This window comes from Dokdonella aquatica (assembly GCF_051987395.1).
GTDB lineage: Bacteria > Pseudomonadota > Gammaproteobacteria > Xanthomonadales > Rhodanobacteraceae > Dokdonella.
Map to the genome: position 1 here is coordinate 2,791,627 of NZ_CP197094.1, position 19,316 is coordinate 2,810,942.

17 protein-coding genes are annotated in these 19,316 nt (G+C 70.1%); 8 read left to right on the forward strand and 9 right to left on the reverse strand.

Annotated features, from left to right (window positions below; translation table 11 throughout):
* Positions 1-46 precede the first annotated feature (46 nt).
* Together lspA and ispH are read left to right on the forward strand one after the other, a co-directional pair.
* Complete coding sequence (gene lspA / locus ACQQ2N_RS12550) at positions 47-544, forward strand: signal peptidase II (protein WP_440221913.1); 498 nt, start codon at positions 47-49, stop codon at positions 542-544.
* Positions 545-551: 7 nt separating this feature from the next.
* The gene (gene ispH, locus ACQQ2N_RS12555) at positions 552-1,499 is read left to right on the forward strand and encodes a 4-hydroxy-3-methylbut-2-enyl diphosphate reductase (RefSeq protein WP_440221914.1); all 948 of its coding nucleotides are present in this window, start codon (positions 552-554) and stop codon (positions 1,497-1,499) included.
* Positions 1,500-1,560: 61 nt separating this feature from the next.
* On the opposite strand, the gene cysK is transcribed toward ispH, so the two are convergent.
* Positions 1,561-2,517 carry a cysteine synthase A gene (gene cysK, locus ACQQ2N_RS12560; RefSeq protein ID WP_440221915.1) on the reverse strand — a complete coding sequence of 319 codons (957 nt, stop codon included), beginning with the start codon at positions 2,515-2,517 and terminating at the stop codon, positions 1,561-1,563.
* Between the two features lie 19 nt (positions 2,518-2,536).
* The gene (cysG, locus tag ACQQ2N_RS12565) at positions 2,537-3,964 is read right to left on the reverse strand and encodes a siroheme synthase CysG (protein WP_440221916.1); all 1,428 of its coding nucleotides are present in this window, start codon (positions 3,962-3,964) and stop codon (positions 2,537-2,539) included.
* A gap of 201 nt (positions 3,965-4,165) precedes the next feature.
* Between cysG and ACQQ2N_RS12570 the strand changes: the two genes are divergently transcribed.
* The gene (locus ACQQ2N_RS12570) at positions 4,166-5,164 is read left to right on the forward strand and encodes a LysR substrate-binding domain-containing protein (RefSeq protein ID WP_440221917.1); all 999 of its coding nucleotides are present in this window, start codon (positions 4,166-4,168) and stop codon (positions 5,162-5,164) included.
* 25 nt (positions 5,165-5,189) lie between these two features.
* On the opposite strand, the gene ACQQ2N_RS12575 is transcribed toward ACQQ2N_RS12570, so the two are convergent.
* Together ACQQ2N_RS12575 and ACQQ2N_RS12580 are read right to left on the reverse strand one after the other, a co-directional pair.
* Positions 5,190-6,137 carry an aldo/keto reductase gene (locus tag ACQQ2N_RS12575; protein WP_440221918.1) on the reverse strand — a complete coding sequence of 316 codons (948 nt, stop codon included), beginning with the start codon at positions 6,135-6,137 and terminating at the stop codon, positions 5,190-5,192.
* A 146-nt stretch (positions 6,138-6,283) separates the two neighbouring features.
* A complete protein-coding gene (locus ACQQ2N_RS12580; RefSeq protein WP_440221919.1) occupies positions 6,284-7,570 on the reverse strand; it encodes a polyhydroxyalkanoate depolymerase in 1,287 nt (428 codons plus the stop codon).
* Positions 7,571-7,732: 162 nt separating this feature from the next.
* On the opposite strand from ACQQ2N_RS12580, the gene ACQQ2N_RS12585 reads away from it, so the two are divergent.
* Positions 7,733-8,332, forward strand: coding sequence for a class I SAM-dependent DNA methyltransferase (locus ACQQ2N_RS12585; protein WP_440221920.1), 600 nt, complete (start codon positions 7,733-7,735; stop codon positions 8,330-8,332).
* Between the two features lie 199 nt (positions 8,333-8,531).
* On the opposite strand, the gene ACQQ2N_RS12590 is transcribed toward ACQQ2N_RS12585, so the two are convergent.
* Entirely contained in the window at positions 8,532-10,478 is a 1,947-nt protein-coding gene (locus ACQQ2N_RS12590) for a DEAD/DEAH box helicase (protein WP_440221921.1), read from the reverse strand.
* Positions 10,479-10,716: 238 nt separating this feature from the next.
* Here ACQQ2N_RS12590 and rplU point away from each other — a divergent pair, with 238 nt between their 5' ends.
* The 3 genes from rplU (at position 10,717) to cgtA (ending at position 12,505) form a co-directional block, all read left to right on the forward strand.
* Positions 10,717-11,049: a 50S ribosomal protein L21 gene (gene rplU, locus ACQQ2N_RS12595; RefSeq protein ID WP_440221922.1), complete on the forward strand. Its 333-nt coding sequence runs from the start codon at positions 10,717-10,719 to the stop codon at positions 11,047-11,049.
* Positions 11,050-11,052: 3 nt separating this feature from the next.
* Positions 11,053-11,313: a 50S ribosomal protein L27 gene (gene rpmA / locus ACQQ2N_RS12600; protein ID WP_440221923.1), complete on the forward strand. Its 261-nt coding sequence runs from the start codon at positions 11,053-11,055 to the stop codon at positions 11,311-11,313.
* A gap of 142 nt (positions 11,314-11,455) precedes the next feature.
* Positions 11,456-12,505, forward strand: coding sequence for an Obg family GTPase CgtA (gene cgtA / locus ACQQ2N_RS12605; RefSeq protein ID WP_440221924.1), 1,050 nt, complete (start codon positions 11,456-11,458; stop codon positions 12,503-12,505).
* 92 nt (positions 12,506-12,597) lie between these two features.
* Here cgtA and rpsT read toward each other — a convergent pair whose 3' ends face one another.
* Positions 12,598-12,861, reverse strand: coding sequence for a 30S ribosomal protein S20 (rpsT, locus tag ACQQ2N_RS12610; protein WP_440221925.1), 264 nt, complete (start codon positions 12,859-12,861; stop codon positions 12,598-12,600).
* Between the two features lie 101 nt (positions 12,862-12,962).
* Between rpsT and murJ the strand changes: the two genes are divergently transcribed.
* Positions 12,963-14,582, forward strand: a complete 1,620-nt coding sequence (gene murJ, locus ACQQ2N_RS12615) for a murein biosynthesis integral membrane protein MurJ (RefSeq protein ID WP_440221926.1) — start codon at positions 12,963-12,965, stop codon at positions 14,580-14,582.
* 21 nt (positions 14,583-14,603) lie between these two features.
* Here murJ and pdxA read toward each other — a convergent pair whose 3' ends face one another.
* The 3 genes from pdxA to ACQQ2N_RS12630 form a co-directional block, all read right to left on the reverse strand.
* Positions 14,604-15,629, reverse strand: coding sequence for a 4-hydroxythreonine-4-phosphate dehydrogenase PdxA (pdxA, locus tag ACQQ2N_RS12620; RefSeq protein ID WP_440221927.1), 1,026 nt, complete (start codon positions 15,627-15,629; stop codon positions 14,604-14,606).
* Positions 15,601-16,920, reverse strand: a complete 1,320-nt coding sequence (locus ACQQ2N_RS12625) for a peptidylprolyl isomerase (protein WP_440221928.1) — start codon at positions 16,918-16,920, stop codon at positions 15,601-15,603. The genes pdxA and ACQQ2N_RS12625 overlap by 29 nt, the downstream gene beginning before the upstream one ends.
* Positions 16,921-17,039: 119 nt before the next feature.
* A complete protein-coding gene (locus ACQQ2N_RS12630; RefSeq protein ID WP_440221929.1) occupies positions 17,040-19,298 on the reverse strand; it encodes an LPS-assembly protein LptD in 2,259 nt (752 codons plus the stop codon).
* Between the last annotated feature and the right edge of the window lie 18 nt (positions 19,299-19,316).

A 19,316-nucleotide genomic window follows, 5' to 3' on the forward strand; every position in this document is an offset into this window, starting at 1 on the left:
GCCCGCATGTACCATGCGCGTCCTGCCGCCGCCTGTGACCGTCCCGATGTCCCCACGCCCGAACGCCCTGAACTGGCTGCTGCTGTCGCTGGTCGTCCTCGTCGCCGACCAGATCACCAAGCACGTCGTGCTCGGCCACCTGCAGCTGCACGAGACGATCGAGGTCATCCCGGGCCTGCTCAACTGGACGCTGGCCTACAACGAAGGCGCGGCATTCAGCTTCCTCGCCGATGCTGGCGGCTGGCAGCGCTGGTTCTTCACCGCGCTCGCGGTCGTGGTCAGCAGCGTGCTGGTGGTGTGGCTGTCACGCACGCCGCGCGGCGACTGGCGCACCGCGCTGCCACTGTCGCTGGTGGTCGGCGGCGCGATCGGCAACGTGATCGACCGCGTGCGCTTCGGACATGTCGTCGACTTCATCGACGTGTACTGGAATGCCTCGCACTGGCCCGCGTTCAACATCGCCGATTCGGCGATCAGCGTCGGTGCGGTGTTCCTCGTCGTGTTCGGCCTGTTCGGTGGGAAAGCCCCCGCCGCTGCGCGATAATCACGCCATGCAGGTCCTGCTCGCCAATCCCCGTGGTTTCTGCGCCGGCGTCGACCGTGCGATCGAGATCGTCGAGCGCGCCATCGATGCGTTCGGCGCGCCGATCTACGTGCGCCACGAGGTCGTGCACAACCGATTCGTGGTCGAGTCGCTGCGCGCGCGCGGCGCGGTGTTCGTCGACGAGCTCGACGAAGTGCCCGACGGCGCGACCGTGATCTTCAGTGCGCACGGCGTCTCGCAGGCTGTGCGCAAGGAAGCCTCGGACCGTGCGCTCAGCGTGTTCGACGCGACCTGTCCGCTCGTGACCAAGGTGCACATCGAGGTCGCGCGCCACGGCAAGGCCGGGCGCGACGTGGTGCTGATCGGCCACGCCGGGCATCCCGAGGTGGAAGGCACGATGGGCCAGTGGGATCCGGCCAACCGCGGCGCGATCCACCTCGTCGAGACGCCCGAGTGCGTGCCGCAGCTCGCACCGCGCGATCCGGAGAACCTCGCGTTCGTGACCCAGACGACGCTGTCGGTCGACGACACGCGCGCGGTCATCGAGGCCTTGCGCACGCATTTCCCGGCCATCATCGGCCCGCGCCACGACGACATCTGCTACGCCACGCAGAACCGCCAGGATGCGGTGCGCAAGCTCGGCCAGGAATGCGACCTCGTGCTCGTGGTCGGCTCGCCGACGAGCTCGAACTCGAACCGCCTGCGCGAACTCGCCGAGAAGCAGGGCGTGCCGGCCTACCTCATCGACGGCGCCGCCGACATCCTCGACGCCTGGCTCGAAGGCCGCTCGCGCATCGGCGTGACGGCCGGTGCCTCGGCCCCCGAGAGCCTCGTCCAGGACGTCATCGCGCGCCTGCGCGCGGCCGGCGCCGAAAGCGTGCAGGAACTGGAAGGCAAGGCCGAGAACGTCACGTTCGCGCTGCCGCGCGAACTGCGCATCAAGGTCGTCGCCTGAGCCACCGCCCGTCGCGGGCGATGGTCGTGATGGTGACGGCGCGGCCAGGTCCCGCGGGCGGTCAGCCCAGCGAGGCGAGCCACTCGTCGTCGGAGCCCTCGTTGACGCCCTCGAACAGGATCGTCGAGAAATAGCGCTCGCCCGTGTCGGGCAACATCGCGAGGATCACCGAGCCCTGCGGGGCGTCCTTGGCGACTTCCAGTGCCGCGGCCAGCGTCGCGCCCGACGAGATACCCGCGAAGATGCCTTCGCGGCTCGCGAGCAGGCGTGCCGTGTCGCGCGCGACGATGTCGTCGACCGGCAGGATGCGGTGCGCGACATCGCGGTTGAGCACGCCGGGCACGAAGTCGGGCGTCCAGCCCTGGATCTTGTGCGGCTTCCATTCCTGGCCCGACAGCAGCGCGGCGCCGGCCGGCTCGCTCGCGACGATCTGCACCTCGGGACGCGCGAGGCGGATGATCTCGCCCGCGCCGGTCAGCGTGCCGCCGGTGCCCCAGCCGGTCACGAAGAAGTCGAGGCGCTTGCCGGCGAAGTCGCGCAGGATCTCGGGGCCGGTCGTGTTGCGGTGCCAGGCCGGGTTGGCCGGATTCTCGAACTGGCGCGCGAGGAACCAGCCGTGCTTCTCGGCGAGTTCGGCGGCCTTGCGCACCATGCCGGTGCCGCGCTCGGCGGCCGGCGTCAGGATGACCTTGCCGCCGTAGGCGCGGATCAGCTTGCGGCGCTCGACCGAGAACGTTTCGGTCATCACGGCGACGAACGGGTAGCCGCGCGCGGCCGCGACCATCGCGAGCGCGACGCCCGTGTTGCCCGAGGTGGCCTCCACGATCGTCTGGCCCGGCTTGAGCGTGCCACGCTTCTCGGCATCGAGCACGACCGCCAGCGCGAGGCGGTCCTTGACCGAGCCGCCCGGGTTGAACGACTCCACCTTGACGTAGAGGTCGACGTGTTCCGGCGCGAGGCGCTGCAGCTTGACGACGGGCGTGTTGCCGATGGTGTCGAGGATCGAGGCGAAGGCCATGCGGGATCTCCGTAGCGGTTCAGGCGGCGCGCAGCGCGCGCGGGAGGACGGGAGGGGCCTGGAGCGGCGGGGTGCCAAACCAGTGTAGACGATCGGCCAGCGCGGCGACCTCGCCGAGCACGAGCAGCGCGGGCGAACGCACGGAATGCGCCTGCGCGGACTCGACGAGCGTCGCGAGCGTGCCGGTGACGACGCGCTGGTCGTGGCGCGTGCCGTTCTCGATCAAGGCGAACGGGGTCGCCGCATCGCGACCGTGCGCGAGCAGCCGATCGCGCAGCACGTCGAGCGTTGCCACGCCCATGTACACCGCGAGCGTCTGGCGCTCCTGCGCGAGCGCGTTCCAGTCGAGCGTGTCGAGCGATTCACGGCAGTGCGCGGTGACGAAGCGCACCGACTGCGCGTGGTCGCGATGGGTGAGCGGGATGCCGGCATGCGCGGCGCAGGCGAGTGCCGCCGTGATGCCCGGTATCACCGCGTAGTCGATGTCATGGTCGCGCAGGAACTCGAGCTCCTCGCCGCCGCGGCCGAACACGAACGGATCGCCGCCTTTCAGGCGCACGACGCGCCGGCCCGCACGCGCGTGCTCGAGCAGCAGCGCGTGGATGTGCTCCTGCGGCGTATGCCCGCCGCCGCCACGCTTGCCGACCGCGATGCGGTCGGCATCACGGCGCGCGAGCGCGAGCACGTCGTCGGAGACGAGGCTGTCGTGCAGGATCACGTCGGCCTCATGCAGGGCGCGCAGGCCCGCGAGCGTGAGCAGGCCGGCATCGCCGGGGCCGGCGCCGACCAGCGTGACGCGGCCGCGCGGACGGTCGTCGGCACGCGCGAGTGCTGCGGCGAGCGCCTGCTCGGCATCGTCGGGACGCGCCGCGCGCGCGAGCGCGGCGACGTCACCCGTGAAGACCTCCTCGAGAAACCGCCGGCGCGCGCCGAGGTTCGGCAGGCGTGCACGGATGCGCTCACGCCAGCGCGACGCGAGCGTGGCGAGCGTCGCCACCGATCCGTCGAGCAGGGCCTCGAGCCGCTCGCGCACGAGGCGCGCGAGCACGGGGGCGGTACCGCCGGTCGAGACCGCGACGACGAGCGGGCCGCGGTCGATCACGGCCGGGACCTGGAAGCTGCACAGCGCCGCGTCGTCGACGACGTTCGCGAACACGCCGCGTGCCTCGGCGGCCTCGGCGACGGCGCGGTTGACGCGGGTATCACGGGTCGCGGCGATCACGAGCCAGGCGCCGTCGATCCAGTCGGGGCTGAACTCGCCGTCGAGGTGCGTGACGCTGCCGTCGCGGACCCGGGCGGCGACATGCTCCCCGAGCCGCGGCGCGCCGACCACGACGCGCGCGCCGGCGGCGAGCAAGGCCTCGATCTTGCGCGCGCCGACGCTGCCCGCGCCGACGACGAGGACGCGGCGGCCGCTGAGGTCGGCGAAGATCGGATAGAGGCTCATGGCTCCGGTCAGGCTAGGCGGGCCCCGCCGGTCGCGGAAATAGCCAGCCGTATCCGGCATATGCCGGCGCGTGATGACGCCATGATTGGACGTCTAAACGTCCACGTGGACGCGTGCGCCGACTGGCGTTATGCTGCACGGCAATAAGGCGCTCCGCCGCGAGGTGGCGCGCTCCCGACATCCTCCTTCCGGCCGTGCGTCATGACCCTCACCCAGCTCCGCTACATCGTCGCGATCGCCGATGCCGGCCTCAACATCACGCTGGCTGCCGAGCGCGTCCACGCGACCCAGCCCGGCCTGTCCAAGCAGCTCAAGCAGCTCGAGGGCGAACTCGGTTTCCAGCTGTTCCTGCGCAAGGGCAAGAGCCTCGATTCGATCACGACGGCCGGCCAGCAGGTCATCGGCCGCGCGCGCACGATCCTCGCCGAGGCCGCCAACATCCGCGCGCTCGCGGCCAACCTGCGCAACGACGCGCAGGGCGAGCTCGTCATCGTGACGACGCACACGCAGGCGCGCTTCGTGCTGCCAAATGCGATCGCGAACGTGAAGCGGCGCTACCCCGACGTCGGCGTGCGCCTCGAGCCGCACGGCGACTCGGAGCTCATGGAGCTGCTCGGCAAAGGCGAGGCCGATCTCGCCATCGTCAGCACGGCAGGGCAGGTGCCGACCGCCGATCTCGCGATCCCGCTGTTCCGCTGGGAGCGCGTCGTGGTGGTGCCGCGCACGCACGCGCTCGCCTCGCTCGGCCGTGCGCCGACGATCGGCGAGATCGCCGCCTATCCGCTGGTCAGCTACGAATCCTCGCTGGCACCCGAGTCGTCACTGCGCCGCGCGTTCGTGCAGGCCGGCGTCGAGCCGAAGCTCGCCGTGACCGCGCGCGATGCCGACGTCATCAAGACCTACGTGCGCGCCGGGCTCGGCGTCGGCGTGTTCGCCGAGATGGCGTTGACCGAGGCGGATGCGGCCGACCTGTTCGTGCTGCCGAGCGAAGGCCTGCTGCCGACGTGCACGGCCTGGGTGGTGCTGCGTCGCGACCGCGTGCTGCGCGACTACGCACTCGACCTCATCGCGGCGCTCGCGCCGCAGGTCGATCGCCGCGACGTCGTGCGCGTCGTGCAGGGGGCTGCTCCGGCCGACTGGCCCGAACCGCCGGACTGGCACGACATCGCGCGCCGGCCCGGCATCGTGCGCGCGGCCTGAGCGGCCGCCGCACGCTTCTTCGCGGTCAGTAACCGCTGGCGACGTCGAGCTCGGCGATGTCGATGCCAGACAGCACGAGCGAGGTCGCGGCGACCAGTTCCTCGAGCTGCGCGACCGACGTCGCGCTCGCGATCGGCGCGCTGATGCCCGGTCGCGCGATCAGCCACGCCAGTGCGACCTGCGCGGGCGTCGCGCCCCGACGCGAGGCGACGTCGTCGAGCTTGGCGAGGATGCGACGGCCGCGTTCGTCGAGGTACTTGGCGACGCCCTGGCCGCGCGCGCTGCTCTTGGCGAGGTCGGCTTCGCCGCGGTACTTGCCGGTCAGGAAGCCGCTCGCGAGCGAGTAGTACGAGATCACGCCGACGCCGTGCTCGCGGACCAGCGGCTCGAGCGCGGCCTCGTAACCGGCGCGATCGTGCAGGTTGTACTCGGGCTGCAGCGTCTCGTAGCGCGGCAGGCCGTGCTTCGCGCTCGCTTCGAGCGCGGCGGCCAGCGAGGCGGCGCTGTAGTTCGATGCACCGATCGCGCGCACCTTGCCCTGCTCGATGAGGCGCGAGAACGCGCCGAGCGTCTCCTCGATCGGCACCGACGGGTCTTCCTCGTGGGCCTGGTAGAGGTCGATGCGCTCGACGCCGAGGCGCTTGAGCGAACCGTCGGCGGCGGCCTGGATGGTCTTCGGCGCGAGGCCGCGGTGGCGATCCCACTTGGCGACCTTGGTCGCGATGACGACGTCGTCGCGCTTGCGGCTGCGGCGCAGCCAGCGGCCGATGATGGCTTCGGACTCGCCGCCCTCGTTGCCTTTCACCCACGACGAGTACATGTCGGCGGTGTCGACGAGGTTGAGGCCTGCGCCGACGAACGCGTCGAGCAGCGCGAACGACGTCGCTTCGTCGGCACTCCAGCCGAATACGTTGCCGCCGAACGCGAGCGGCTTCACTTCGATGCCGGACTGGCCGAGCGTGCGTGTCGTCATGCGGTGGTTCTCCGGGCGATGATCCGCCCACGATATGGGGCGGATGGTGCGATGCACAAGGGCCTTTCGGCCTATCGCCCGCGGAGCGGGATCGGTGCGCGCGAGGCTGCCGCGATCGGCGCCGCAGCCTCGGGCGAACGGCTCAATCAGCCGTTGCGGCGCAGCGGGGTGACCTTGGTCGACGTCGCCGCGGCTTCGTTCTGCCGGATGAAGTCGCGCACCTGCGGGTAGATCTTCTCGCGCCAGCGGCGGCCGCTGAAGATGCCGTAGTGGCCGGCGCCCTGCGCGACGATCTTCTGCCGGCGCGCTGCAGGGATGCCGGTGCAGAGGTCGTGCGCGGCTTCGGTCTGGCCGAGGCCCGAGATGTCGTCGAGCTCGCCTTCGATCGTGAGCAGCGCCGAGCTGCGGATGTCCTGCGGCTTGACGCGCTCGCCGTCGACGTCCCACAGGCCGCGCGGCAGCAGGTGTTCCTGGAACACCGTGCGGATCGTGTCGAGGTAGTACGGCGCCGGCATGTCGAGCACGGCGTTGTACTCGTCGTAGAACTTGCGGTGCGCCTCGGCGTCGTCGAGGTCGCCCTTGCGCAGGTTCTCGTAGAAGTCCCAGTGCGACTGCAGGTGGCGGCTCGGGTTCATCGCGACGAAGCCCGCGTGCTGCAGGAAGCCCGGGTAGACGAGGCGCCCGCCGCCCGGGTACGAGCGCGGCACCTCGTGGATGACGTTGTGCTCGAACCACGACAGCGGCTGCGTCGTGGCGAGGTCGTTGACCTTGGTCGGGCTGCGGCGCGGATCGATCGGCCCGCCCATCATCGTCATCGACAGCGGCGTGGTCTCGCCACGCGAGGCCATCAGCGACACCGCCGCGAGCACCGGCACGGTCGGCTGGCACACCGAGATCACGTGGAGCTTCTCGGCGCCGATGTGGCGGATGAATTCCTGCACGTAGGCGACGTAGTCGTCGAGGCGGAAATCGCCCTGGTCGAGCGGCACCATGCGCGCGTCGATCCAGTCGGTGACGTAGACCTTGTGGTCCTGCAGCAGCGTGCGCACGGTGTCGCGCAGCAGCGTCGCGTGGTGGCCCGACAGCGGCGCCACGACGAGCACGGTCGGGTCGTCCTTGAGCTCGGCCAGCGTCTGCACGTCGTCGCTGAAGCGCTTGAAGCGCACGAGGTTGCAGAACGGCTTGGCCAGCGCGACCTGCTCGGAGATCGGCGTCTCGTGGCCGTGCGCGGTCACGCTCGGGATCGCGAACGCGGGCTTCTCGTATTCCTTGCCGAGGCGGTAGAACAGCTCGTAGCCGGCCGCGACGCGCTGCGCGCCGGGCAGGTGCGAGAGCCAGCTGTCACGCGAGGTCAGCAACTGCGCCGCGGCGCCCGACCACGCGATGAGCGGGTTCATGAGCGTGCGGTTGAACTCGTGCCACTGGTACAGCATCGGCCATCACTCCGGCGAAGAACCGGGCCAGCTTAGCCCGAAATTGTGCGGTTGCAACATTCGACTCTGGTCCAATGGCGTCGAACGCGCATCGAGTCGACGGAAAGCGCATGCACGCGCGGTGCCATACTGCGCGGCCCCGCGACCCGACGACCGTGCACGATGACGACGAAAGCCTACGACCGCGCCTATTTCGACCGCTGGTACCGCGATCCGCGTGACCGCGTGCGTGCCGGCGGCGAGACGCGGCGCAAGGTCGCGATGGTGGTCGCGCTGGCCGAGTACTACCTCGGGCGTCCGGTCACGAGCGTGCTCGACGTGGGCTGCGGCGAAGGCGTCTGGCGCGCGCCGTTGCTCGCGCTGCGGCCGAAGCTGCACTACCTCGGCCTGGATTCGAGCGAGTACGCGGTCTCGCGTTTCGGGCGCTCGCGCAACCTGCGTTTCGCGCGCTTCGGCGACCTCGCCGAGCTGCGCTTCGAGCGCCGTTTCGACGTGATCGTCTGTTCGGACGTGCTGCACTACCTGCCGTCGCGCGAACTCGTGCGCGGGCTGTCGGGGTTCGGCGAACTGCTCGAAGGCCTCGCATTCATCGAGATGTTCACCTCGCGCGATCCGATCGAAGGTGACATGGACGGTTTCATCCGGCGCTCGCCGGCCTGGTACCGCGCCCGCCTCGCCGAGGCCGGCCTGCTCGCCTGCGGCTCGCACGCCTACCTGTCGCCGCAGCTCATGCGGTCGGTGTCGGCACTCGAGTGCGTGTGAATGCCTGAAATGCGTCGCCACGTCTTGGGGCGATGTCGCGTGCCGGGCATTTGCGCACCGTGCCGGCGGAATCCGCTGCGCGGGTTTCGCCCTACGGGATGACACGTAGGGCGGAACCGCCGCAGGTGATTCCGCCTTGACCCTCGTGGACGCCGGCGAGGCGTGAAGCTCGCGGGCGTTCATCGACGAGGCGTCGGCGTCAGTACTTCTTGCCCGGCTTGAACGGCTTGCCGTGCTTCGGTGCGCGCTCGAACGGGCGCTCGGGGCGATCCCCCGACGGCGCGCGCGGCGCGGCGCGACCGGCTGCGTCGTCGGCGCTCGCACGGGCCATGCGCAGGCGCTGGCCTGCGACCCAGACCTTCTTGAGGTGGCCGAGGATCTCCGACGGCATGCCTTCGGGCAGGTCGATGAGGCTGTGGTCGTCGCGGATCGTGATGCGGCCGATGTGCTTGCTGTCGAGTTCGGCTTCGTTGGCGATCGCGCCGACGATGTTGCCGGGCTTGACGCCGTGCGCGTGGCCGACCTCTACGCGGTAGGTCTCCATGCCGGGCTCGGGATCGCGGTGTGCGGCATCGCCGCGCGAGGCGTCGCGGGCGGGGCGTGCACGTGGCTCGCCCGGGAACGTCGGCTCGGCGTCGCCCGTGCCCGTCGGGCGCGGCGCACGCGGCGGGCGTGCCTCGTCGCGCGGCGGCTTGCCGTCGCGGAAGGCCGGCTTGCCCGAGCGCTCGCGCTCGCTGCGCTCGGCGAAGTCGCGGCGCTCCTTGCGTGCGGTCGGGTCGAACTCGCGGCGTTCCATGGTCTTCGGCGCGGCCTCGAGCAGCAGCGGCTTGTCGCCCTGGGCGAGGCGCGCGAGCGCGGCGGCGATCTCGATCGCGGGCACGTCGTGCTCGCGCTCGTACTGCTCGATCACGGTGCGGAACACGCCGAGGTCGCTCGCGGCGAGCGCGGCGCCGATGCGGTCCTTGAAGCGCGTGATGCGGCGGTCGTTGACGGTCTCGACCGACGGCAGGTCCATGACCTCGATCGGCTGGCGCGTCGCACGCTCGATCGCGCGCAGCATGTTGCGCTCGCGCGGCGTCACGAACAGGATCGCGTCGCCCTGGCGGCCCGCGCGGCCGGTGCGGCCGATGCGGTGCACGTACGACTCGGTGTCGTACGGGATGTCGTAATTGAGCACGTGGCTGATGCGCTCCACGTCCAGGCCGCGCGCGGCGACGTCGGTCGCGACGAGGATGTCGAGCTTGCCTTCCTTGAGCTGCTGGATCGTGCGCTCGCGCTGGGCCTGCGCGATGTCGCCGTTGATCGCGGCCGCGGCGAGGCCGCGCGCCTGCAGCTTCTCGGCGAGTTCCTCGGTGGCCTGCTTGGTGCGTGCGAACACGATCATCGCGTCGAACGGCTCGGCCTCGAGGATGCGCGTGAGCGCGTCGAGCTTGTGCATGCCGCTGACCAGCCAGTAGCGCTGGCGGATGTTCGCGGCGGTCGTGGTCTTGGCCTTGATCGTGATCTCGACCGGCTCGCGCAGGTGGTTCTGCGCGATGCGGCGGATCGGCGCCGGCATCGTCGCCGAGAACAGCGCGATCTGGCGGTCCGGCGGCGTCTTCTGCAGCACGGCTTCGACATCGTCGATGAAGCCCATGCGCAGCATCTCGTCGGCCTCGTCGAGGACCAGGCACGACAGCTGCGAGAGGTCGAGCGAGCCGCGCTCGAGATGGTCGATGATGCGGCCCGGCGTGCCGACCACGACGTGCGCGCCGCGGCGCAGGCCGCCGAGCTGCGGGCCGTAGGCCTGGCCGCCGTAGATCGGCAGCACGTGGAAGCCCGGCAGGTGCGCGGCGTAGCGCTGGAATGCCTCGGCGACCTGGATCGCGAGTTCGCGCGTCGGCGCGAGCACCAGCGCCTGCGGCTTGGTCTTGGAAAGGTCGAGGCGGTTCAGCACGGGCAGCGCGAACGCGGCGGTCTTGCCGGTGCCGGTCTGGGCCTGGCCGAGCACGTCCTTGCCGGCCAGCAGGTGCGGTATCGTCGCGGCCTGGATCGGCGACGGCGACTCGTAACCGACCTCGGTCAGCACGCGCTGCAGCGGCTCGACGAGGGCGAGGTCACGGAATGAGGGGACGCTGGGCGCGTCGGAGGTCGCCGGATCGGACATGTGGGTGCTCGGAAGTCGCAGCCGCGGCAGGGGCGCGGGCGGCGCGGGGGAAGGGAAGGCCGCCATTGTAGCGCTTCGGCGCCCCGGCCGCATGCCGGCGGGCGCGGCTCCGGGGCCGTCGCATTGACGCAGGCCGGGACCGGCCTGTATGCTCCCGCGTCTTTTCACGCCCGGCCGTCATGCGGTGCGGGTGTGGAAAGCGGGCAGAGTCCAGAATAACTACAGAGGCATGGCCACAATGTACGCAGTCGTTCTCATCTCCGGTAAGCAGTACCGGGTCGCCCAGGGCGAGACCCTGCGCGTCGAAAAACTCGTCGGCGACGTCGACAGCAAGGTCGATTTCGACCAGGTGCTGCTCGTCGGTTCCGGTGACGGCATCAGCATCGGTGCGCCGCTCGTCGCGGGCGCCACGGTCGCCGCGACGATCAAGTCGCACGGCCGCGCCGAGAAGATCCGCATCATCAAGTTCCGCCGCCGCAAGCACCACATGAAGCAGCAGGGTCACCGTCAGCACTACACCGAAATCGAGATCACCGGCATCACCGGTGGCAAGAAGGCGGGCAAGGAGTAAGTCATGGCACACAAAAAGGCAGGCGGCTCAACCCGCAACGGTCGCGACTCCAACCCGAAGTACCTCGGCGTCAAGGTGTACGGCGGCCAGGCGGTCAACGCCGGCAACATCATCATCCGCCAGCGCGGCACGCGTTTCCACATCGGTCCCGGCGCGGGCCTCGGTCGTGACTACACGATCTTCGCGCTCGTGGACGGTGTCGTGACGTTCGCCACGAAGGGCGCGCAGAAGCGCAAGACGGTCAGCGTCGTTCCCGCGAACTGATCCGTTCTTCGCCAGCGTGATGACAGAGCCCCGCCTCGTGCGGGGCTTTTCATTGGCGGCGTACGCGCCCGCCGTCGCGCGATACCCTTCGGCAGGCCGTTCCGGCCACTGCCATCGCTTTTCCGATCCACGGAGTTCCACCATGCAATTCGTCGACGAAGCCACGATCCGCGTCCACGCCGGCAACGGCGGCAACGGCTGCGTGAGTTTCCGCCGCGAGAAGTTCATCCCGTTCGGCGGCCCCGACGGTGGTGACGGCGCCTCGGGCGGCAGCGTCTGGCTGGTCGCCGACGAAGGCCTCAACACGCTCGTCGATTTCCGCCACCAGCGCGCGTTCCGCGCCGAGCGCGGCGAGAACGGCATGAGCCGGCAGATGAGCGGCAAGGGCGGCACCGACACGGTGATCCGCGTGCCGGTCGGCACGGTCGTCAGCGCGACCGAGACCGACGAGATCATCGGCGACCTCACCGAGCACGGCCAGCGCCTTCTGGTCGCCCAGGGCGGCCGCGGCGGGCAGGGCAACATCCATTTCAAGAGTTCGACCAACCGCGCGCCGCGAAAGGCCACGCAAGGCACGCCGGGCGAGGAGCGCGAGCTGCGCCTCGAGCTCAAGGTGCTCGCCGACGTCGGCATGCTCGGCTTCCCGAACGCGGGCAAGTCCACGTTCATCCGCGCGGTCTCTGCGGCGACGCCGAAGGTCGCCGACTACCCGTTCACGACGCTGCAGCCGCACCTCGGCGTGGTGCGCATCGAGACCGACAAGAGCTTCGTCGTCGCCGACATCCCGGGCCTCATCGAGGGCGCCGCGGAGGGTGCAGGTCTCGGCATCCAGTTCCTCAAGCACGTCGCGCGTACGCGCCTGCTGCTGCACGTCGTCGACATCGCCCCGCTCGACGGCGAGACCGACCCGGTCGAGCAGGTGCGCACGATCGAGAACGAGCTCAACGGTTTCGATCCCGAACTGCTCGATCGCCCGCGCTGGCTGGTCTTCAACAAGATGGACCTGCTCGCCCCCGAGGAGCAGCAGAAGGCCGCCAAGGCACTCGTGAAGCGCCTCAAGTGGAAGCAGCCATGGTACCTGGTCTCGGCGATCTCGCGCGAGAACACCTGGCCGATCTGCCTGGACATCCAGCGCTTCTTCGACGAGCAGCGTCGTGACGCGGCCGAAGCGGCCGAGGCGGCGCGACCGTGAGGCGCGGCGTGCACGGTGCCCTCACGCCGATGGATCGCCCAATGAAAAAGCCGGCTTGCGCCGGCTTTTTCGCATCCACCGTGGTGTCGAGCTCAGGCGAGCGCGCGGATGTGCGCGGTCAGGCGGCTCTTGTGGCGCGCGGCCTTGTTCTTGTGGATCAGGCCACGGGCGGCGTAACGGTCGACGATCGGCTCGGCGCTCTTGAGCGCGGCTTCGGCGGCCGCCTTGTCCTTCGCCTCGATCGCCTTCACGACCTTCTTGATCGCCGTGCGGACCATCGAACGGGCACTGGCGTTGCGCTGGCGAGCCTTCTCGGACTGGCGTGCACGCTTCTTCGCGGACTTGATGTTGGCCAAGGTAAAACTCCAGAATACGGGGATGTAAAAAGGCGCGGAAGTATGCGCGCGCCGATCGGCCGCGTCAATCCCGGCCCCGGCACCACGGTCGGAGCCGCCCGATGAAGCCCAGTCTGCTGCGCTCGATGCTCGCGTTCAGCAGCGGCACCTTCGTGTCACGCGTGCTCGGCCTCGTGCGCGAGATGGTCGTTGCCGCGGTGTTCGGCGTGTCGGCGGCGACCGATGCGTTCCTGGTCGCGTTCCGCATCCCCAACTTCATGCGCCGCCTGTTCGCCGAGGGCTCGTTCTCGATGGCGTTCGTGCCGGTGCTCACCGAGTACCGCGAGAAACGCAGCGCCGAGGAGTTGCGCGAGCTCGTCGCGCGCACGGCCGGCACGCTCGGCGCGGTGCTGCTCGTCGTCACCGCGCTCGGCGTGATCTTCGCCGATGTCCTCGTCGGCGGCTTCGCGCCGGGCTCGCTCGACGAGCCCGGCAAGTTCGCCCTGACCAGCGACTTGCTGCGGCTGACGTTTCCTTTCCTGCTGTTCGTCTCGCTGACCGCGCTTGCGGGCGCGGCGCTCAACACGTTCAACAGGTTCGGTCTCGCCGCGCTGACTCCGGTCGTGCTCAACGTGTGCATGATCGCGGCCGCGCTGTGGCTTGCGCCGCATCTCGAGGTGCCGATCATGGCGCTGGGCTGGGCCGTGCTCGCGGCCGGCGTGCTGCAGCTCGCGGTGCAGCTGCCGGCGCTGCACAGGCTCGGCCTGCTCGCGTGGCCGCGCTGGGGTGCTGCGCACGAAGGCGTGCGCCGGGTCATGAAGCTCATGGTGCCGACCCTGTTCGGCTCGTCGGTCGCCCAGGTCAACCTGTTGCTCGACACGCTGATCGCCTCGTTCCTGATCGTCGGTTCGCAGACCTGGCTCGGCTACACCGACCGCCTGCTCGAGTTCCCGCTCGGCATGTTCGGCGTCGCGCTCGGCACGGTGATCCTGCCGACGTTGTCGCGTCATCATGTCGCGGCCGATCCTGCTGGCTTCTCGCGGGCGCTCGACTGGGGCCTGCGCACGACGCTGCTGATCGGGTTGCCGGCGATGCTCGGCCTCGTCATCCTCGCCGAGCCGATCCTCGCGACGCTGTTCCAGCATGGCAAGTTCACCGCGCACGACGTGCGCATGGCGGCGATGTCGCTGGCTGCGCTGAGCTTCGGGCTGCCGGCGTTCACGCTCGTGAAGACCTTGGCGCCTGCGTTCTATTCGCGCCAGGACACGACCACGCCGGTACGCGCGGGCATCGCCTCGATGGTCGCGAGCATGCTGCTCAACGTCGTGTTCGTCGGTGCGCTGTTTGCGCTGTGGAGCACGCCGGAGCAGCGGGCGATGGGCTGGCGCGAGGCCCTGGCATCGGTGCCGGGCCTGCACGTCGGCCTCGCGCTGTCGAGCGCCTGTGCGAGCTACCTCAACGTCGCGCTGCTGTGGCGTGCGCTGCGTCGCGACGGCGTCTACACGCGCGAAGCGGGCTGGGGGCGGCACCTCGTGCGGCTCGTGCTCGCATGCGCGGCACTCGCGGCGACGCTGCTGGTCGGCGTCTTCATCTGGGACGACTGGAGCGCGTGGTCGGTGACGACGCGGGTGTGGCGCCTCGGCGTACTGATCGCGGCCGGCGGCGTGGCCTTCGCGGGCGTGCTGTTCGCGTTCGGTTTCCGCCTGCGCGACCTGCGCGGACCACGTGAGCAGCGGGCCTGACGCGTACCGGCGGACGAGCCGTCAGTCGACGTCCGTCGACGTGCCTTCGCGACCGAGCCGCGCGAGCTGCACGGCCAGCGTGGTCGCCGCGATCAGGCTGCCGGGGTCGGCCTGCCCGGTGCCGGCGAGGTCGAGCGCGGTGCCGTGGTCGACCGAGGTGCGCACGTAGGGCAGGCCGAGCGTGATGTTGACCGCGTGGCCGAAGCCCGCGTGCTTGAGCACGGGCAGGCCCTGGTCGTGATACATCGCGAGCACGGCATCGAAGCGCGCGAGCTGCTGCGGCACGAACGCCGTGTCGGCGGGCAGCGGGCCGGCGAGATCGAGGCCTTCGCCGCGCAGTTCCTCGATGACCGGCTGGATCGTGTCGATCTCCTCGCGGCCGAGGTGGCCGCCTTCGCCCGCGTGCGGATTGAGGCCGAGCACGGCGATGCGCGGCTGCGCGAGGCCGAAACGCGCGACGAGGTCGCCGTGCAGGATGCGCAACGAGTTCGCGAGCGAGGGCCGCGTGATCGCGGCCGGCACGGCGGACAGCGGCAGGTGCGTCGTCGCGAGCGCCACGCGCAACGATCCCGCGACGAGCATCATGACGACGTCACGGTTCGCACGCGCCGCGAAGAACTCGGTGTGACCCGTGAACGGCACGCCGCCGTCGTTGACCACGCCCTTGTGCACGGGCGCGGTCACGATCGCGTCGAAGCGGCCGTCGCTCGCACCGTCAGCGGCACGCGCGAGCGTCTCGAGCACGTAGGCGCCGTTGCGTGGATCCAGGCGTCCCGCGATCGAAGGCACACGCAGCGCGACGTCGGCCACGCCGAGCGTGCCGGGCGGAAGCGGGACGCCGGGGCGATCGGCCTGCAGCGACACGGAGAGGCCGATCGAGGCCGCGCGTTCGGCGACGAGATCGGCCGAGCCGACGAGGATCAGATCGGCCCCGGCGTCGAGCGCGGCGAGGTGCGCGACGAGTTCGGGGCCGATGCCGGCGGGTTCGCCGGCGGTCAGGGCGATGCGCGGGCGGCGATCAGCCGCCGGCGCTGCTGCCGGTGCCACGATCGCCTCCCGGGAGGCGGATCTCGATGTACGCCTCGGAGCGGACCTGGCGCAGGAAGTTCTCGTACTCCTCGTCGGCCTTGCGCGCGCCGAGGGTCTGGCGCGCCTGATCGCGCTCGGCATCCGCCGTGCGGTCCTGCGTGCGCGTGCCGAGACGCTGCAGCAGGTGCCAGCCGATGTCGGTCTGGAACGGCTGGCTGATCTCGTTGTCGGCCAGCGTGTCGATCACCTGCGCGACGCTCGTGCCGTAGGCATTCTTCTGGAACCAGCCCATGTCACCGCCGATGTTCGCGGTGGGGCCGTCCTCGGAGCCTTCGCGGGCGAGCTTGCCGAAATCCTCGCCGGCGACCGCACGCGCGCGCAGGGCATCGACCTTCGCGCGGGCCTCGTCGGCCGACACGACCTCGGTCGCCTTGACGAGGATGTGGCGGGCGTGGAATTCGGTCACGAACTGCTGTGCGGCCTCGCGCTTCTCGACGACGCGGATGATGTGGAAGCCGTTCGGGCCACGGATCGGCGCAGACGTCTGGCCCGGCTGCAGGCTCTCGCTCGCCTCGACGAACGCGGGCGGGATCTCGTCGAATCCGCGCCAGCCGAGGTCGCCGCCTTCGAGCGCGTTCTGCGCGTCGGAATAGCGGATCGCGGCGGCGGTGAAATCCATGCCCTCGTTGATCTGGCGGACGACGTCCTCGGCCTTGGCCTGCGCCTCGTGGATCTGGTCGGCGGTGGCGCCGTCGGGCAGCGTGATCTGGATGTGGCCCAGGTGCACCTGGCCACGCTGGATGCCGCCGTTCTTGAGCAGCAGCTCGATCTCGGTGTCGCTGACCTGCACGCGGCTCTGCACGACGCGCTGGCGCAGCCGCTGCACGACGGTTTCCTCGCGCACGTTGTTGCGGAAGCCTTCCCACGACAGGCCCTGCTGCTGGACCGCCTGGCGCAGCTGCGCGGTGTCGAGGTTGTTCTGGCGGGCGATCTGCTGGATGGTCTGGTCGACCTCGGCATCCGACATCTTGACGCCGGTCTGGTCGGCACGGCCGACCTGCAGCTTGAGCAGGATCAGGCGGTCGAGCACCTGCCGTTGCAGGACGTCGCGCGGCGGCAGCTGCTGCGGATTGGAGCGGTACTGGTACTCGACGGCGGCGACCGCACGGTCGAGCTGGCTCTTCAGGATGACGTCCTCGTCGAGCACGGCCACGATGCCGTCGAGTGGTTCGGTCGGCATCAACTGCGCCTGCACGCCGGGGGCGGCGAGGGCGGACGCGAGGAGCAGGGTGGCGAGCAGCTTCTTCATGCGGATCGGGATTCCGGTGGTGCCGGGACGCGGACAGTCGCCCATTCTAGCGGGCGATCCGGCGCGGCGGCGTTAAAACTTCGCGCAGTCGCGTGGCGGCGTGCGGCCGCCACGGGGCCTCATCGGTAGCCGGTGATCGAGCGGCGCAGGAAGTCGCCGGCCTTCTGGCCGAAGGCACCGACGCCTTTGAACTCGACCTCGAAGTAGATCGCGTTGGTCGCGTCACCCTCGATGTTGTGCACGTAGCGACGGCCGAGCACGCGCCAGGCCACGCAGCAGCTCTCGTGCTCGAAGCCGGCGAACGCCTCGAGCGTCTTGTCCTCGAGCAGCGAGAAGTTCCAGCGCGCGATGAGGCGCCACGACGGGCTCAGCGGCACGAGCACCGAACTGTCGAGCTGTTCGAGGAAGTCTCGGCGGAAACGGTACGAGACGTTGAAAACGCCCTCGCTGCCGAAGCGGTTCTGCAGGCCGATCGCAGACAGGTCGGTGCGGTCGGTGTTCGGGTTCCACTGGTTCGAGAACGTCGCGCGCCAGCGGTCGTTGAAGCGGAAATCGACCTCGCCGACGTAGGTCGACCCGTTGTAGTCGGTCGGCGGGCGTCCCGGCAGCTGCACGCGCTGTTCGTCGAAGTAGCGGATCTGGCCGAAGCTCGCGGAAACGCGCTCGCGGCCGTCGGCGGCGTCGAGCAGTCGCGAGGTCAGCGCGAGCGTGAGGTTGTTCGCGTCCATCTGGCGATCGGCGCCGACGAAGCGGTTCGGGCGGAACAGCTGGCCGAACGTGAACGGCACCTCCTGCGTGTCGAACACGGGCAGGTCGTCCTGGTTGCGGTACGGCACGCGCAGGTAATAGGCGCGCGGCTCGAGCGTCTGCGTGTAGTCGCTGCCGAACAGCGACACGTCACGCTCGAAGACCATGCCGGCGTCGAGGCTCGCGATCGGCACCGCGCGGTGCGGCGAGTCGTTCGCATCGCGGTCGAGATCGTAGCCGGTGTAGCGGTAGCCGAGCTCCGGCCGCACGAACCACGATGCGCGCTCGATCGGCAACGCGATGTACGGATACAGGTCGAGTCGGCGACCCTCGAGTGAGTCCTCTCGCGAGAACGACACGAACTCCGACTTCACGCCCGCGTCGAAGACCGCGCCGAAGCGCTGTTCGGCGTCGAAGGTCAGGCGTGGCAGGCGCCGGTACGGCGCCGCCGAGCCGGGCAGCGTCGGATCGGTGACCTGGTACTCGTCGCCACCGATGCTCGCCGACCACCACGTGCCGTTGCCGGTCAGGTAGGCGCTCGACGGCAGCAGGCTCGTCGCGGCGATGTTGAGGCTGCGGCCGAAATCCTCGAAGTAGCGGTCGTCCGAAGCGTGGTTGATGTTGGCCGAGAAGCCCCACGTGCCGTCGATGCGCGTGCTGTTGTCCCAGTGGAACAGGCTGCGGCGGCCGCCCGATTCGCGGTCGTCGGGCAGCAGGTTGAGCTCGACCATGCCGCGGCTGTGGTCGAACAGGTAGCGGAACTCGCCGCCGAGCATGAGGCCGCGGTAGGTCATCAGGCGCGGCGTCAGCGTCGCGTCGTAGTTCGGCGCGAGGTTGAGGTAGTACGGCGCGGTGATGTCGAGGCCGCGCGTGTCGCCGTAGCTGAAGTCGGGGAACAGGAAGCCCGACTTGCGGCGATCGTCGAGCGGGAACGTCGCGTACGGCAACCAGAACACCGGCACGTCGCCGACGCGGAACGTCATGTCGCGCGCGGTGCCTACGCCCTCGGCCTGGTCGAGGTGCATCTCGCGTGCGGCGAACGCCCAGCCCGGGGTGTCGAGCGGGCAGGTGCTGAAGGTCGTGCCGGTGAGGTCGGCGTGGTCGGCGTCGCGCATGACGGCGACGTCCGCGCGGCCGTTGCCGCGCGAGGACAGCAACTGGTAGCGCACGCCGTTGAGCGTGCCCTGGCTCGGCGTCGTCGTGCCGCTGCCGTCGTGCGCCGACATGAGCATGTCGCGATCCTGGTAGCGCACGTTGCCGGTTGCGGTCCAGCGCGTCGACGTCTGCTCGTAGGTGAAACGATCGGCGCGGATCAGCTGGTCGAGCTGGCGGATGCTCGCGTTGCCGTCGAGCTCGTAGGTCTGGCCATCGGCTGAACGCGAACGATCGGCGTGCACCTGCGTATCGGCAGCGGCACGGTCGCCCTCGGTCGGCAGGTCGGCGACGTAGAAATCGAGCAGGTCGTTCTTCGGGCACATCGAGAAATCGACCGACGGCTTCGCGCACACGAACGTGCCGAGCGGGCAGGCGTGCGCGGGGGCATCCGCCGCCCAGGCCGGGGCCACGAGGCCGAGCACGACGGCCGCGCACAGCGCGCGCCGCACGGGTACAGCAGGGAAGAAGGACGACACGTCGGGCGCTGGCCGGTT

What these genes read in the sequence shown, in the direction of transcription:
- ACQQ2N_RS12590 (WP_440221921.1), bottom strand. Translation starts at nt 10,478, where the DNA reads ATGTCCGATCCGGCGACCTCCGACGCGCCCAGCGTCCCCTCATTCCGT.
- ACQQ2N_RS12580 (WP_440221919.1), bottom strand. Translation starts at nt 7,570, where the DNA reads ATGCTGTACCAGTGGCACGAGTTCAACCGCACGCTCATGAACCCGCTC.
- ACQQ2N_RS12575 (WP_440221918.1), bottom strand. Translation starts at nt 6,137, where the DNA reads ATGACGACACGCACGCTCGGCCAGTCCGGCATCGAAGTGAAGCCGCTC.
- rpmA (WP_440221923.1), top strand. Translation starts at nt 11,053, where the DNA reads ATGGCACACAAAAAGGCAGGCGGCTCAACCCGCAACGGTCGCGACTCC.
- ispH (WP_440221914.1), top strand. Translation starts at nt 552, where the DNA reads ATGCAGGTCCTGCTCGCCAATCCCCGTGGTTTCTGCGCCGGCGTCGAC.
- murJ (WP_440221926.1), top strand. Translation starts at nt 12,963, where the DNA reads ATGAAGCCCAGTCTGCTGCGCTCGATGCTCGCGTTCAGCAGCGGCACC.
- cysG (WP_440221916.1), bottom strand. Translation starts at nt 3,964, where the DNA reads ATGAGCCTCTATCCGATCTTCGCCGACCTCAGCGGCCGCCGCGTCCTC.
- ACQQ2N_RS12570 (WP_440221917.1), top strand. Translation starts at nt 4,166, where the DNA reads ATGACCCTCACCCAGCTCCGCTACATCGTCGCGATCGCCGATGCCGGC.
- lspA (WP_440221913.1), top strand. Translation starts at nt 47, where the DNA reads ATGTCCCCACGCCCGAACGCCCTGAACTGGCTGCTGCTGTCGCTGGTC.
- cgtA (WP_440221924.1), top strand. Translation starts at nt 11,456, where the DNA reads ATGCAATTCGTCGACGAAGCCACGATCCGCGTCCACGCCGGCAACGGC.
- rplU (WP_440221922.1), top strand. Translation starts at nt 10,717, where the DNA reads ATGTACGCAGTCGTTCTCATCTCCGGTAAGCAGTACCGGGTCGCCCAG.
- ACQQ2N_RS12585 (WP_440221920.1), top strand. Translation starts at nt 7,733, where the DNA reads ATGACGACGAAAGCCTACGACCGCGCCTATTTCGACCGCTGGTACCGC.
- cysK (WP_440221915.1), bottom strand. Translation starts at nt 2,517, where the DNA reads ATGGCCTTCGCCTCGATCCTCGACACCATCGGCAACACGCCCGTCGTC.
- ACQQ2N_RS12625 (WP_440221928.1), bottom strand. Translation starts at nt 16,920, where the DNA reads ATGAAGAAGCTGCTCGCCACCCTGCTCCTCGCGTCCGCCCTCGCCGCC.